Raw genomic sequence first — 12884 nt, 5'->3', positions numbered from 1 at the left:
AAAAACAATAAAAAATTGTGTCTAAATTAAAGATTAATAACAATGAAAAAGAAACATATATTACTTATTGATGATAATGAAATTGATAACTATGTAACAAACCATATTATTTCAAAAAGTCAATTAGCAGATAAAATAACGATAAAAAAATCAGCGATTTTAGCATTTGATTATTTACAAAGTCTAAATAAGAATACAATCGAATTTCCTGACTTAATTTTTTTAGATATTAAAATGCCTATAATGGATGGATTTGAATTTTTAGATGAATTGGTTAAGTTTAATATAATTGAAGATACTGAATGTACTGTTGTTATGCTTTCGTCATCAAATGATCAAAATGATATTAACCGTGCGATGCAATATACTTTCGTGAAAAGTTTTTTAACAAAACCATTAAAAATAGAAATGTTAAAAGATTTCTAGAATCTGAAAAACTTAATAAATAATTTAAATTTCACCTTTATTTTATTACATGAAAATTTTAGTTTTTGAGTCTACTATCTAGCAAAAACAATAAAGTAGTAACAATATGCAATTAAAAAGAACAAGCTAAAGAACTTATTGAGAATTAAGTTTGTGTCATATTCTATAACAATTGAATACCCATTATATTTTTGAATTTACGCTATAGATTATTGATATTATAGTCTTAAGTAATGCATTCCATTTAAAGATGTATTTTTAATTCAGACAACTACAACATAATTTTTTTTATTGAATTATTTAATCTTTTGACTTTGTGGCTCTTAAACTTTTGGTTAACTTAATAAAGCGCTAAAAGTTAATTTAGGTCACTATTATATTTGATACAGTTAATTTTATCTTGTTTTTACACCAATATTTGAGGAATGAAAGAGGAATGAAAATTGTCTTAAACAGTATTAACTAAAATAAAAAGAATTTGTGAATAGTATACATCCAAAAATTATACGTCAAGTATTTACACTATTGTTGATCTTTTCAATGGGAGGTTTGATTTTTAAAGAAATGATGCCCTATTTATCAGGGGTATTGGGAGCAATAACTTTATTTGTATTGCTAAAAGGCTATATGGAAAAATTAGTTGCAAGAAAATGGAAACCAAGTTTGGCCGCTGGTTTACTTATGTTTTTATCTTTCATAACTATTTTGCTTCCTATTGCAGGTATTGTCATTATGTTAGGTAATAAAATAGGGAAAGCTACTGCTAAGTCTGAAAAAGTTATCACGGCTTTTAAAACACAGTTGAATCAATGGGAACACCGTCTAGGCTTTAATATAGCAAACCAAATTGATACTTCTTCTATATCTAATGGCGTAACCAATGGCATCAGTAGTATTTTAGGAAGTACATTAAATACCTTCATTGCTATTTCCATTATGTATTTTATATTGTTTTACATGCTTACCAATGAAAGGAAACTTAAAAAAACTTTAATAGAATATATTCCTTTAAGCAAAGAAAACTTACACATGTTAAACAAAAGAATGAACGAGATGGTTCGTTCTAATTCATTAGGGATTCCATTAGTTGCTATTGCTCAGGGAGGTGTCTCTTTAGTAGGTTTTTTTATTTTTGGTATTGAAAGTCCTGTTTTTTGGGCAGTTGTAGTTGCTATTGGTTCCATGATTCCTTTTATTGGAAGTCTCTTAGGAATCATTCCTGTGTTTTTATTAGCCATGTCTAACGGAGATACTTTTCAAGCATGGGGAGTATTATTGTATGGTATGCTAGTGGTAGGGTCAGCGGATAATATTATTCGGTTATTTGTATTGCAAAAACTGGATAATGTACATCCTTTAATAACCCTTCTCGGAGTTATCATTGGAATTCCTCTTTTTGGTTTTGTAGGATTGATTTTTGGTCCATTATTAATTAGTTTATTCTTATTGGTTATTCAAATTTATAAAAAAGAATATGCTGAAACTAATAAACCAAACTGCAATTAAAAGTTCGGCCGTAGCGCGTTACTTAGACTTTATTTATCACTTATTATAGAAAGATAAGGAATACCCATAATTAATATTTACAAAATGGATTTGAATATCATTATAATGTTTTTGGTACTATTGACAACCATAGGGTTATTTGTCTTTGAGGTCTTCTCTATTGACAAAATAGCATTCCTGATTATTGTATCGTTAATCTTGTTAGGATTAGTTACTCCTGAAGAAGGAGTTAGTGGTTTTTCAAATAGTGCCACAATAGCTGTATTAGCCTTAATGATACTGGCTATAGCTATGGAAGAAAACGGAGTAATACATTGGCTTACATCGAGTATGGGTAAAATAAAATCAATGCCTATTTATGTTATAGCTCCCATATTTATGTTTGTTACGGCAGCCATTTCGGCTTTCATAAGTACGACTGCTGTAGTAATCGTTTTTATTAAGATTGTCAATCAACTTTCAGAAAAATATAAAATTCCACAATCAAAACTCTTACTACCCATTTCCTTTGCAGGAATTTTGGGTGGATCTTGTACCTTAATGGGTACATCTACCAATTTGATTGTAAATTCAGTAGCTAAAAATTTAGGTGCAGAAAAAATAGGTTTTTTTGAGTTCTCTCTATTAGGAATTACTTTTTTATGTATTTCTATTGTTTTTATAACCCTAACATTACGTTGGCTTCCTTGGGATAATACAAAAAACTTGAGTACAGATTATGAAATTGATGATTATATAACAAAAGTTCGTATTAACCCAGATTCAGACTTAATAGGGAAAAAGATTCAAGATAGTTTCTTATTTGAAAATTCGAATATCTCCTTATTACAAATCATTAGAGGGAATCTTATTCATAACTCTCCGGGTAAATACATTACTTTAAAGGAGAATGATGAACTACTTTTAATGTGTAATATAGAAAGTTTAGAACATATTGAAAAATCAAATAACCTGAGTGTGCATGACGAAAAAAGTAAAGATGAAATAGATATTGAAAGTAATGAAACTAAAACCAAGACAACAACTGTGCTTGATGAAAATGTTTTTGTGGAGTTGTTAATGTTACCCGGTGCGGCTTTACTAGGGAAAACATTGGGAAACATTCGTAGTTTTATGATAAAAGGAGCTATTCCATTAGCTATTAAAAAAAGAAAAACGCTTGTAAACATAAAAGAAAGAATGATTAGAAGCAGAAAGAATCACTTAGTTTTAAAAGTAGGAGATCGACTCTTGGTAGAAATATCAAAAGAAGAACTTCCTGCACTTCAATCCATGGAGAATGTTGTATTATTACAAGAATATAACATGAATAATAAAAACTCAGATTTTAAAAAATATTTTTCGTTAGGAGTCTTAATCCTTGTCATTACATTAGCAGCAACAGGATTATTTTCTATTATGGTTAGTGCATTAACTGGAGTAAGTATATTGTTAGTGACCAAAAATCTAGATTTGAATGTTGTTTATAAAAAAGTAAATTGGCAAATATTTTTCTTACTTGCAGGTATGATTCCTTTGGGTTTTGCTATGCATAATACTGGTGCTGATATGTGGATTTCAGAAAAGCTTTTGTTCTTTTTAGGAGGTCAACAGAATTATATCATCATTGGTACTCTTTTTTTAGTAACTATGTTATTAAGTGGTGTTGTGAGTAACAATGCTACGGCTATCATAATGACACCTATTGCTATATCGCTAGCTCAAGGGATGCATTTGGATTTTAAACCTTTTATATTAACGATTATGTTTGCTTCAAACTTTAGTTTTTTTACACCAATGGGCTACCAAACAAATACATTAATATATGGAATTGGGAATTATAACTTTAAACATTTTCTTTTAATAGGAGGTATATTGAGTATAGTATTATGGTTATTGGCGACTTTTTTCTTAACCCAAATGATATAATATGAAAGATTCTTTTTCGATACAAGATACCTTGAACATGCTTTGGGATAAAATAGGCGAAGGTGTAAGTGAGATTATTCTAAAATTGCCAAATTTAATTATGGCAATTTTTATCATGGTCTGTTTTTATTTTATCGCAAAGATGATTAAAAGAATTTTACAAAATTTTTTATTACGTCGAATTGCTCAAAAATCTATTCAGAATATTTCAGGTAAAATTGCCTTTATAGTAGTAATACTCATTGGATTTTTTATTTCCTTGAGTGTTTTAGGACTTAATAAGATCTTAACTAGTGTTCTTGCAGGTGCTGGAGTAGTAGGGTTAGCTATTGGATTAGCTCTTCAAGGGACATTAAGTAATACTTTTGGGGGGTTAGTCTTATCATTCATGCATAAAATAAGAATAAATGATTACATCGAAACTGATGAGGCCAAAGGATTTGTTTCTGAAATAACCCTTAGAAATGTAGTATTACGACAAACGGATAATAATTATGTAATAGTTCCTAATTCAAAATTTGTAGAAAATTCGTTTACTAATTATTCTATAAGTACCCGAAGTAGAATTGCGGTTAAATGCTATGTAAGTTATGATAGTAATCTTGATGTAGTAGAAGACTTAGTCATACGGATTATAAATGAAAATTTCGAACAAAAAGAAGGGGAGACAGTCGAATTCTTTTTTACTGAATTTGATGATTATTCCATCAATTTTATGACACGGTTTTGGATTGATATGGTGAAAATTAAGCAAGAACATACTGCACGTCATACGGCAATTAAACTCATTAAGAAACATTTTGATGCCCAAGGAATTACTATTCCATTTCCTATCCGTACCCTTAAGTTTGAAAAAAATAAAGGGGATTTTGAACAATAAAAATTCGTTAAAAACTGATTTTGCTATGTAATTGTTGTTAATTAGTGATTGTGTCAAAATTGAAACCAATAGCGTCATTGATTTTCTCTGTTTTTTTGCAAATTTGAATTATAAATTGAAAAACAGTACTAAAAACTTTAAAACAAAGAAAAATGAAAAATCAATTTGACAAACATGAAATCGACTACATAAAAATTTATCAGACAAAAGGTTTTACAGCTAATTTCTATTTTGAGGATGATAAACTTATAAATAGTGATACTAAAACTCCATATCTGCCTAATGCTATTTATATTGTAGCTGAGCATAGGTATGAAGGGATGAGTGATCCTTCAGACATGTCTATTTTATATGTGATAAAAACAAAAAATGGTGACAAAGGCACGTTTTTAATGGGGTACGGTCCAACTGCTGATTTAGAGCTTGCGGATTTTTTTAATAAAATACCTGAAGAAAATATATCTAATGAAGAAAATATTAATACAGATGTTTAAAAACAGTGAAATAGGACAGAGGTGATAATTGCTTTCTTACTGTTTCAAAATATACAGGAATAGAATAATCACCTCATTACTAATTCATTTATGAAAATTATAAATAAAATAAATAGGAAGATAGTATTCGTTATACTTTTTATTCTTGCTGTGATTTTGCTATTGCAATGGAGGAGTAAAAAGTATGTAGAGAATTTAATTGTAAAAAAGACTCCTTCCACTATGGCACTAAAATATAGTGATATAGATGTAAATGTCTTATTGGGTACCATTACACTTCATAATGTATTATTGAAAATTAAAGACAAAGAAGCTCAACAATTTCATTCTTATTTAAATACAGAAAGTCTTCAAGTAGTAGGTATTGGCTATTGGGATTTGTTAATGAATGAAACTCTTGCAATTCAAAAAGTGGTCTTGACAAATCCTACGTTCAATAATTATCCCTATAAACATATTGTTTCAAAAAAGACTCAAAAGAACTCCCAAGAAAAAGGATTAAAATTACTCTCTATTGAGGAATTAGCCATTATCAATGGACGCTTGAATGTGATGAAAAAAGGGCAGGATAGCATCAAAATAGCACTTCCCTCATGTGATTTTTCTTTTTTTGGTAGCAATATGGAGTTGCAATCTGAAGATCGAGCAATTACTTATGATCATTACGTACTGAAAGCAACGAAAGTAATTTTGAATAACAACGATTATTCTATAATCAAAATTGACGATTTATCTACAAATGAAGGCAAACTGATGATTACTGATTTTCAAATTATTCCTAAATATTCTAAAACGGAATTGTCTAAGCATTTAAAAAAAGAGCGAGATTATATTAATTTGAAAATACCACAAATTAATATAGAAAAACCTGTTTTTGATTGGAATAAAAAGAGATTTGGTATTTCAGTCAAATGGGCTCAAATCGTAAAACCAAATCTAGAAATCTATAGAGACAAACTAATTGCTGATGATTTAACAGTAAAGCCATTATATAGTGAGTCTTTAAGAAATTTAACATTTGACTTATATATAAATCGGATAGAAATTAAAAAAGGATACATTTCTTATGCAGAGTTAGTGGATCCAAAGGCAAAAGCAGGAAAGTTATTTTTTGATGAGGTTGATGCAAGTATCTACCAGCTATCAACTTTTAAAAGTACGAAAAAAACAGAAATTAAAGTCAAGTCTAAACTGATGGGACAGGCTCCTTTGACCTTAAATTGGAGTTTTGATATTAACAATAAATCCGATGAATTTTTAGTTAACGGTTCGGTAAATTCTTTAGACGCGAAAGTGTTAAATCCTTTTTTTAAACCTAATTTGAATGCATTAGCCGAAGGAACATTAAAACAAATGTATTTCAATTTTCAAGGTAATAATCATGATTCTAAAGGAATTATTAAAATGAAATATGAAGATTTCAATTTCAAAATATTGCGTAAGGATAGTAATAAAATAAATAAATTCTTGACCGCTATAGGGAGTCTTTTTATAAAAGAAGATTCTAAAGAGAATCCAGAAGATTTTCGTTTAGGAGAAATACAAACTGAAAGAGAACCAACGAAATCATTTTTTAATTACTTATGGATCAATGTAAAAAGCGGTATTATTAGTACACTTACTGGCGATGGGAAAAAATAAAGTTAATCAAGAAAAATCCTCTTTAAAGATTCCATCTTGACTAACTTTTTTATTAGAGAATAATAAAACTATCTCTTCATATTTTAATCCTAAGGACAAAATTTTCTGCCTTGGAAATAAAGTTATTTTCCACCTCTTCCTCTAATTAAAGAAAGAATGAATAATACAATAAAAATGAAGAATAAAATTTTTGCGATACTTGCTGCTCCTGCAGCGATTCCGCCAAATCCTAGTACACCAGCTATTAAAGCTAATATAATAAATGTAATTGTCCAACGTAACATAATTTTCGATTTTTTAGGTTAATACTATTTAGGTTATAATGAATATTCAGTAAGTGAACCACACCTTTTAATCTATTTTAAATTTTTAATGATAACGTACTATTCCACTTGAGTTAAAGTTATGTAAATCAATAAAAAGGGAGAGAGGCGTGTCCTTATATTTATGAAATAATTTTTCACTATGCTGTGAATGCTAGTTTATTTTGATAAGTCTTTGGACTACAGTTGTATTTTTCTTTGAAAATTTTGGAAAAATAACTTCGACTTGAAAGCCCCACAGAATAAACTATTTCAGAAATATTTAACTCGGAAGTTCGTATCAAATTTTCGGCAACTTCTACTCTCACATTTCTGATGAAATCCGTCACGGTTCTATTATGCATAATTTTGAAACCCTCCTGTAATTTAAACGGTGACAAGCTAAATCGTTGGCATAAATATTTCAAGCTGTATTGAATCTCAGGATTCGTTGTGATATATTCCGACACATTTTTAACGATTACTAGATCTGATTGTGAAAGCGAATTATGCGCAGTGTCCGAATTTGTTAAATCATATTTGTGTTGTTCTATTTCTAATGCTAAAATTAAATATATAGTACTGTTTATTAGTAGATTACGAATAATTCCCTTTTGGCTAATAGCATTAAGCTGCTGAATTTTTTCAATAATCTTTAAATTTAAAGAACCAACATATGAAAGGGGTTCGTTTTCTTTACTTCTTATAAAAGTATTTATCAATTGTTCTTTTAGTTCTTTATCAAAAACCGATAAAGTATTCACGGTTATCATGGAAACTTTTACTTCTTGATTTTTATTAAAACTTAAAAAAGCATTTTGGTTAAAAGCATTAGAAAAAATTCCGGTTTGAAATTGTTCCAATTTTTTCTTTTTCCCATCTTCACCAAAACATTGCGTAAGTTGCCCTTTAGAACAATATCCAAAATGAATAGAATCCACGTTGTCTTGCTTGTAGACAAAGGAAACATCTTCTTTAAACTCCATTTCGTAATCGATATAGCATATGGCAGGTTCAACTGTCATACCTGTGATAAAACCTTTTCCTATTTCGTTGTTTATTTCTAATTTATACTCTTTTGATGTTATTTCGAGTTTGCCACCTAATTGTGCTTGTATTTGTTCAAAAGCACGGGATATATTATTTGAAGTGAGAGCAATTGTTTTCATAAGAGAATATTTTTTTAATTAGGCTAATTGTAAAGAGTGGGGACTTCTTATAGAAAATCCTTTTATTTTTGCAACCATTTTTTCAAATCGAAAGGCAATTTTTTTAAATTTTTAATTTCAATTTTACTAGAGCCTATGTATTTTACAATGAATTCATCAAGACTCAACGTTCTTTTTATAATAGCATTTTGTTTCGTATTTATAGTTGAATCTTTCATTGTTGCTTTTTTTTATTTTTTATACTATTCCTGTTTTCTACAAAATTGCAACAAGAGTCAGTATATTCTGTTATAGAATTACTCCATTGTTTTATATAATTATAATAATTATGTTTTCTAACTACTATTTTTGATTTGGTCAAAATATATTTTATAGGAGTTAAACTCCTGAATTAATCGTACTAATCGAATAAACTGAAATACCTGTTAGAGTTTACTATTTTTATTATGATGTAATTCTAATCGAGACTCTTTTAAAACATACTATTCTTTTGTCGAATACTCTTTTTTTTTGACTTGAATAGACCTTTTATGAATGATGAACAAAGGGTTGAGGATATATAGATGGAACCTTCAAATTTACTCAGCTACTCATTATATATACTACTTATATTGAAGAATTTATTTTGGGATACGTTACTTAATATGGGAATTTTATAAACTTTATAAAAATTTACATAATGAATTAATTTGAAATCCATTGCACCTTTGTAATGTTGAAATATTAAAAATTAATGATTATGAAAAATAAAATTGAAACAATAGTGGCTTACTTATTTGTGATGGCCTTTATAACTGTTCACCGTTTTAGACCCATATATAATTTGTTCTTTTTTTAAACAAAAGCATATTGAGTACTTACTATAAAATTCAGATGTAAAACAACAACAACATTTTTAGTAAAGAATTCTTAGTCAAAAGCTTAAATCAATTTATAAATAAATGTAATTAAATAATAATTTAAATAAAACAAAGATGAAAACAAGTAAAACAATAATAGGTGTATTAGGTGGAGTAGTAGTAGGTGCTGCATTAGGAATATTATTTGCTCCGGATAAAGGAAAAAATACTAGAAAAAAAATAGCTGATAAAGGAAATGATACTAAAAAAGCTATTACGAGCAGTGTAAAAGAAGTTTTAGGAAACTTTACAGAGAAGTACGATTCAATGCTAAGTAGAGCAGAAGAGTTGGCTAATGAAGGAAAAAATAGTTTTAATAATGTCAAAGATCAACTTAATAAATAAGAACTAAAATGGAAACAATTGCAACAAACATAGAATTACTTTATGAAAAAGCTAAAGATTATGCCGAAATTAATATCGAATTAATAAAGCTTAATTCAATTGATAAAATCGCAGATGTGCTTTCCTCTATAGTTTCAAGGATCGTAATATTTATGTTTGTTGTTATGTTTGTCTTGTTAGTAAACATTGCACTGAGCTTATATTTAGGAGAATTACTAGGCAAAGATTATTTAGGATATTCAGTAGTAGCTGCTTTTTATTTAATATTAGTGATTATCATTAATTATAATAAAGATAAAATTATAAAAGTTCCAATAACAAATTTAGTTATAGCCAAACTCTTGAAAACAAAATCATAATCACATCAATCTAAATCTAAGTAAGATGGCAAAATATAAAGATCAAAATACGGAATTAGACGCAACAATTGCTCGTGTAAAAATGGAGCGAAAAATAAAGTTAGATGCGCTAAAAGACCAGATGGAAGTTACTTATAAAAGTGTTAAACCTAGCACTATATTAAATGATACTTTAGAGGATCTTAAGCAATTTCCAGAAGTAAAGTCTAATATTTTACAATTGGTTACAAGCCTAGCTGGAGGGTATTTGACTAAAAAACTATTAATTGGTAAACCTAAGTCTACTTTTAAAAAAATAGTAGGGTATCTTGTGCAATATGGTATAACAAATCTTATTTCAAAAAAAGTACACAATCACCCATAAATAGGGGAATGTGATAAAAACTGGGGTTAAGGAAACTTACGTAAAACCGCCGTTTTATTGGTGTCATTATTGACTTCATCAAAACAAGATTTATGGGTAATATTAGTAGTGTTCTCAAGACTGTTTTTATCTATATATTTTTTTCGTTGAATTTCGCCATATTCTTCCATTGTCATTTTATGAGGCGAGAAATTTTCGTGTAAACACACTACCGTTTTCATTCTATCAATTCTGAAATTTCGAAATTCTGTTCGCAAACGACACCAAGCCACTACAATCCAATCTTCAGAAAAACTATGATAAATAGCAAAAGGCTCAATTTCTCGTACAATAGGGTTTGTGTCAGATTCTTTCAAATACCCAATTTTTAACACTTCAAAATTGGTCAAAGCATGTTGTACAGTTGACAAGAAGTTACTCGTTTTTTGGTTTTGCCAATTTTTTCCGATAATGGTTCTATTAGACAAAAAATCAGCTTTTGTTTTTTGATCTTTTCGCAATACCGCTTTTACTTTTTCAATGGCTTTATTGAACTCATTTATGAGTGATTCATCTTTAGTTTTTGCCATCATTTTTTCGGCAAAAATCAGCGCATTAGCTTCTGATTCAGTAAACATTACAGGTGGGATTTTATAACCGTCTATTAACGTATATCCTTTTCCTTCAACTGCTATAATCGGAACATTGGCTTGTTCTAGCGCTGCCAAATCTCTATAAACTGTGCGGATACTAATATTGAATTGCTCCGCTAATTGCTCAACAGAAACAAATAAATTCGACTGCAATTTTAAATGAATTGCCGTTAATCTGGAAAGCCTCGAAATGTTATCAGTATATGCCATCAATTACCTTTTAGACTTTTAAAATTGGAATTTCATCAGACAATATTTCAATATAAAATCCACTTTCATATACTAATTTTAGAATAGTATTATGGTCTAATATTGCTTCAAAAGTATTGATTCTTAGAATACGATCACAATCTTCCAAATCAAAAGTAATGCTATAATCAGGAAATAATTGTTGAAGCTGTTTAGCAATTTGTTTGGAATCCTTCTTTTTGATAATGTTGGTTTTATATATTTCTATCATTTTGAACAATCTTTGGATTTATACTACAAAGAAATTCAATTATAGTGACAACCCTTTGACAGTCCTAGTATGATTTATAAATCATTTTCTTAAGATTTTATCCATCGTCTTGCCGTTAGCTAATTCATCCACCAACTTGTCTAAATACCGAACTTGCCGAATCACTTTGTCTTCAATTTTTTCTACTCTATATCCGCAAATACTTCCTGTTATTTTTGAAATATTGGGATTCATTTGTGGCGCTTCTTCAAAAAAGGTTTGAAAGTCGGTTTTATTGTCAATAACTGCTTGCAATGTTTGTTTGTTATATCCTGTTAACCAAAATATAATTTCATCTACTTCTTCTTTTGTATGCCCTTTTCGCTCTGCTTTTTTTATATAAAGAGGATAAACAGTGACAAAAGGCATTCTGTAAACTCTTAAATTGTTTTTATCATTCATTCTAGTCTAAAATTCATTTTTCTAATAAAAATACTCTCTTATCGATATAATATATAGACAAAGTTCTACAAAAGCCATGTGTAAACAAATACTATAAAATTCTAAAAATACATAAAAAAAAGAGAATAAATATAGGCAACATACCTATATTCATTCTCTTTTATTTAAAGATTATTATCGTTTATTTGAGCTTTAGTTTACAATTAAATTAGTAGTTGATGATTGATCTTCAGTTTGTAATTTAACAATGTAAATTCCTTTGGCTAAGTTTAATTTTGAAGTAGAAATAACAATTTCCAATTGATTTGAATACTCTTTTTGAAATATCACACCGCCTAAATTGTTATAAATTGTCACATTAACATTTGATTGTTTTGGTAATATTATATTTAAATCATTGTTTCCTAGAGGGTTTGGATAAACAATTGGATTCACCGAGGACGAACCTTCAGAAGTATCATTAGTTATATTGATTCCTAATTTAGAATTTGCTGATGTACAAGTGCCTGTAAGAATCCATCCAGTTGGACAGCCAGTGATGTCAGGACTACATTTAACGATACTCCACTTTGCTTTATACGTTTTTCCGTTGTAAAGAACTTCTTCATCCATTTTGTATGCTTTGCTTTTTACCCAAGCAGCTACATTACAATTACCAGTTGATACAGTACCAGATTTTACAGTTACTGTACAAGTTGCTGTTTTGCTACCATTTTCAGTTTTAACAGTAATTGTAGCATTTCCAACTTTTCTTGCAGTCACTAATCCTGCTGCATTTACCGTTGCAACAGTTGCGTCATTTGATTGCCAAGTTACATTTTTATTAGTTGCATTTGAAGGTGTTATGTTCGCTGTTAAGGATTTAGTAGCATTTACCTCAAGAGTAACCGTTGTTGGTGCCACGTTTACATTAGTTACCGCAACTTGACTTGGACCAGTAGAAGTTCCTGTTTTAGTCCAAACACGTACATAATCGACTGACATTGTTGTTGGCATACCTGCTAATTGTTTGCTAGCATCTGGGTCAGTTAAAGGATTAACAGCATGGTTTGCATTAT

General features: G+C 29.0%; 16 protein-coding genes. 9 read left to right on the top strand and 7 right to left on the bottom strand.

All coding sequences use genetic code 11. From position 1 onward, the window contains the following. Window positions 1–42: 42 nt before the first annotated feature. The 6 genes from WBQ70_RS03045 to WBQ70_RS03020 all read left to right on the top strand — a co-directional run bounded on the left by WBQ70_RS03045 (window position 43) and on the right by WBQ70_RS03020 (window position 6855). Window positions 43–426, top strand: coding sequence for a response regulator (locus WBQ70_RS03045; protein WP_423910385.1), 384 nt, complete (start codon window positions 43–45; stop codon window positions 424–426). Window positions 427–906: 480 nt separating this feature from the next. Further along, window positions 907–1932 (top strand): AI-2E family transporter, encoded by a 1026-nt coding sequence (locus WBQ70_RS03040; protein WP_423910382.1) that lies wholly within the window; start codon window positions 907–909, stop codon window positions 1930–1932. 84 nt (window positions 1933–2016) lie between these two features. Continuing rightward, window positions 2017–3840, top strand: coding sequence for an SLC13 family permease (locus tag WBQ70_RS03035; protein WP_423910379.1), 1824 nt, complete (start codon window positions 2017–2019; stop codon window positions 3838–3840). A gap of 1 nt (window position 3841) precedes the next feature. Continuing rightward, window positions 3842–4720: a mechanosensitive ion channel family protein gene (locus tag WBQ70_RS03030; protein ID WP_423910376.1), complete on the top strand. Its 879-nt coding sequence runs from the start codon at window positions 3842–3844 to the stop codon at window positions 4718–4720. 152 nt (window positions 4721–4872) lie between these two features. Further along, on the top strand, window positions 4873–5214 hold the full coding sequence (locus tag WBQ70_RS03025; protein WP_423910374.1) for a hypothetical protein: 342 nt from the start codon (window positions 4873–4875) through the stop codon (window positions 5212–5214). A gap of 222 nt (window positions 5215–5436) precedes the next feature. Next, on the top strand, window positions 5437–6855 hold the full coding sequence (locus tag WBQ70_RS03020) for a DUF748 domain-containing protein (protein WP_423910372.1): 1419 nt from the start codon (window positions 5437–5439) through the stop codon (window positions 6853–6855). A 122-nt stretch (window positions 6856–6977) separates the two neighbouring features. On the opposite strand, the gene WBQ70_RS03015 is transcribed toward WBQ70_RS03020, so the two are convergent. The 3 genes from WBQ70_RS03015 to WBQ70_RS03005 form a co-directional block, all read right to left on the bottom strand. Then, window positions 6978–7139: a DUF1328 domain-containing protein gene (locus WBQ70_RS03015; protein ID WP_423910369.1), complete on the bottom strand. Its 162-nt coding sequence runs from the start codon at window positions 7137–7139 to the stop codon at window positions 6978–6980. 179 nt (window positions 7140–7318) lie between these two features. Beyond that, window positions 7319–8326: a helix-turn-helix domain-containing protein gene (locus tag WBQ70_RS03010; protein WP_423910367.1), complete on the bottom strand. Its 1008-nt coding sequence runs from the start codon at window positions 8324–8326 to the stop codon at window positions 7319–7321. Window positions 8327–8388: 62 nt separating this feature from the next. Then, window positions 8389–8544, bottom strand: a complete 156-nt coding sequence (locus tag WBQ70_RS03005; protein ID WP_423910364.1) for a hypothetical protein — start codon at window positions 8542–8544, stop codon at window positions 8389–8391. 756 nt (window positions 8545–9300) lie between these two features. Between WBQ70_RS03005 and WBQ70_RS03000 the strand changes: the two genes are divergently transcribed. Genes WBQ70_RS03000 through WBQ70_RS02990 form a run of 3 tightly spaced genes read left to right on the top strand, consistent with a single transcriptional unit; the run spans window position 9301 to window position 10293 of the window. Next, a complete protein-coding gene (locus WBQ70_RS03000; protein WP_423910361.1) occupies window positions 9301–9570 on the top strand; it encodes a YtxH domain-containing protein in 270 nt (89 codons plus the stop codon). Window positions 9571–9578: 8 nt separating this feature from the next. After that, a complete protein-coding gene (locus tag WBQ70_RS02995; RefSeq protein WP_423910358.1) occupies window positions 9579–9929 on the top strand; it encodes a hypothetical protein in 351 nt (116 codons plus the stop codon). 25 nt (window positions 9930–9954) lie between these two features. After that, window positions 9955–10293 (top strand): hypothetical protein, encoded by a 339-nt coding sequence (locus WBQ70_RS02990; RefSeq protein ID WP_423910355.1) that lies wholly within the window; start codon window positions 9955–9957, stop codon window positions 10291–10293. A gap of 26 nt (window positions 10294–10319) precedes the next feature. Here the strand turns inward: WBQ70_RS02990 and WBQ70_RS02985 are convergent, their stop codons facing one another. The 4 genes from WBQ70_RS02985 to WBQ70_RS02970 all read right to left on the bottom strand — a co-directional run. Beyond that, entirely contained in the window at window positions 10320–11135 is an 816-nt protein-coding gene (locus WBQ70_RS02985; RefSeq protein ID WP_423910352.1) for a helix-turn-helix transcriptional regulator, read from the bottom strand. 10 nt (window positions 11136–11145) lie between these two features. Next, window positions 11146–11385, bottom strand: a complete 240-nt coding sequence (locus WBQ70_RS02980) for a hypothetical protein (protein WP_423910349.1) — start codon at window positions 11383–11385, stop codon at window positions 11146–11148. Window positions 11386–11466: 81 nt separating this feature from the next. After that, window positions 11467–11826 carry a DUF2200 domain-containing protein gene (locus tag WBQ70_RS02975; RefSeq protein WP_423910347.1) on the bottom strand — a complete coding sequence of 120 codons (360 nt, stop codon included), beginning with the start codon at window positions 11824–11826 and terminating at the stop codon, window positions 11467–11469. 192 nt (window positions 11827–12018) lie between these two features. After that, window positions 12019–12884, bottom strand: an 866-nt coding sequence (locus WBQ70_RS02970) for an Ig-like domain-containing protein (RefSeq protein WP_423910344.1), incomplete at its 5' end; no start/stop codon positions are given.

The sequence above is a fragment of the Flavobacterium sp. genome (assembly GCF_049590715.1).
Lineage (GTDB): Bacteria > Bacteroidota > Bacteroidia > Flavobacteriales > Flavobacteriaceae > Flavobacterium.
Note: the sequence above shows the minus strand (reverse complement) of the source record. Positions and strands in the feature narration are given on the sequence as shown.

What these genes read in the sequence shown, in the direction of transcription:
- WBQ70_RS03025 (WP_423910374.1), top strand. Translation starts at nt 4,873, where the DNA reads ATGAAAAATCAATTTGACAAACATGAAATCGACTACATAAAAATTTAT.
- WBQ70_RS02975 (WP_423910347.1), bottom strand. Translation starts at nt 11,826, where the DNA reads ATGAATGATAAAAACAATTTAAGAGTTTACAGAATGCCTTTTGTCACT.
- WBQ70_RS03045 (WP_423910385.1), top strand. Translation starts at nt 43, where the DNA reads ATGAAAAAGAAACATATATTACTTATTGATGATAATGAAATTGATAAC.
- WBQ70_RS02990 (WP_423910355.1), top strand. Translation starts at nt 9,955, where the DNA reads ATGGCAAAATATAAAGATCAAAATACGGAATTAGACGCAACAATTGCT.
- WBQ70_RS03035 (WP_423910379.1), top strand. Translation starts at nt 2,017, where the DNA reads ATGGATTTGAATATCATTATAATGTTTTTGGTACTATTGACAACCATA.
- WBQ70_RS03015 (WP_423910369.1), bottom strand. Translation starts at nt 7,139, where the DNA reads ATGTTACGTTGGACAATTACATTTATTATATTAGCTTTAATAGCTGGT.
- WBQ70_RS03020 (WP_423910372.1), top strand. Translation starts at nt 5,437, where the DNA reads ATGGCACTAAAATATAGTGATATAGATGTAAATGTCTTATTGGGTACC.
- WBQ70_RS02985 (WP_423910352.1), bottom strand. Translation starts at nt 11,135, where the DNA reads ATGGCATATACTGATAACATTTCGAGGCTTTCCAGATTAACGGCAATT.
- WBQ70_RS03030 (WP_423910376.1), top strand. Translation starts at nt 3,842, where the DNA reads ATGAAAGATTCTTTTTCGATACAAGATACCTTGAACATGCTTTGGGAT.
- WBQ70_RS03000 (WP_423910361.1), top strand. Translation starts at nt 9,301, where the DNA reads ATGAAAACAAGTAAAACAATAATAGGTGTATTAGGTGGAGTAGTAGTA.
- WBQ70_RS03010 (WP_423910367.1), bottom strand. Translation starts at nt 8,326, where the DNA reads ATGAAAACAATTGCTCTCACTTCAAATAATATATCCCGTGCTTTTGAA.
- WBQ70_RS03005 (WP_423910364.1), bottom strand. Translation starts at nt 8,544, where the DNA reads ATGAAAGATTCAACTATAAATACGAAACAAAATGCTATTATAAAAAGA.
- WBQ70_RS02980 (WP_423910349.1), bottom strand. Translation starts at nt 11,385, where the DNA reads ATGATAGAAATATATAAAACCAACATTATCAAAAAGAAGGATTCCAAA.
- WBQ70_RS02995 (WP_423910358.1), top strand. Translation starts at nt 9,579, where the DNA reads ATGGAAACAATTGCAACAAACATAGAATTACTTTATGAAAAAGCTAAA.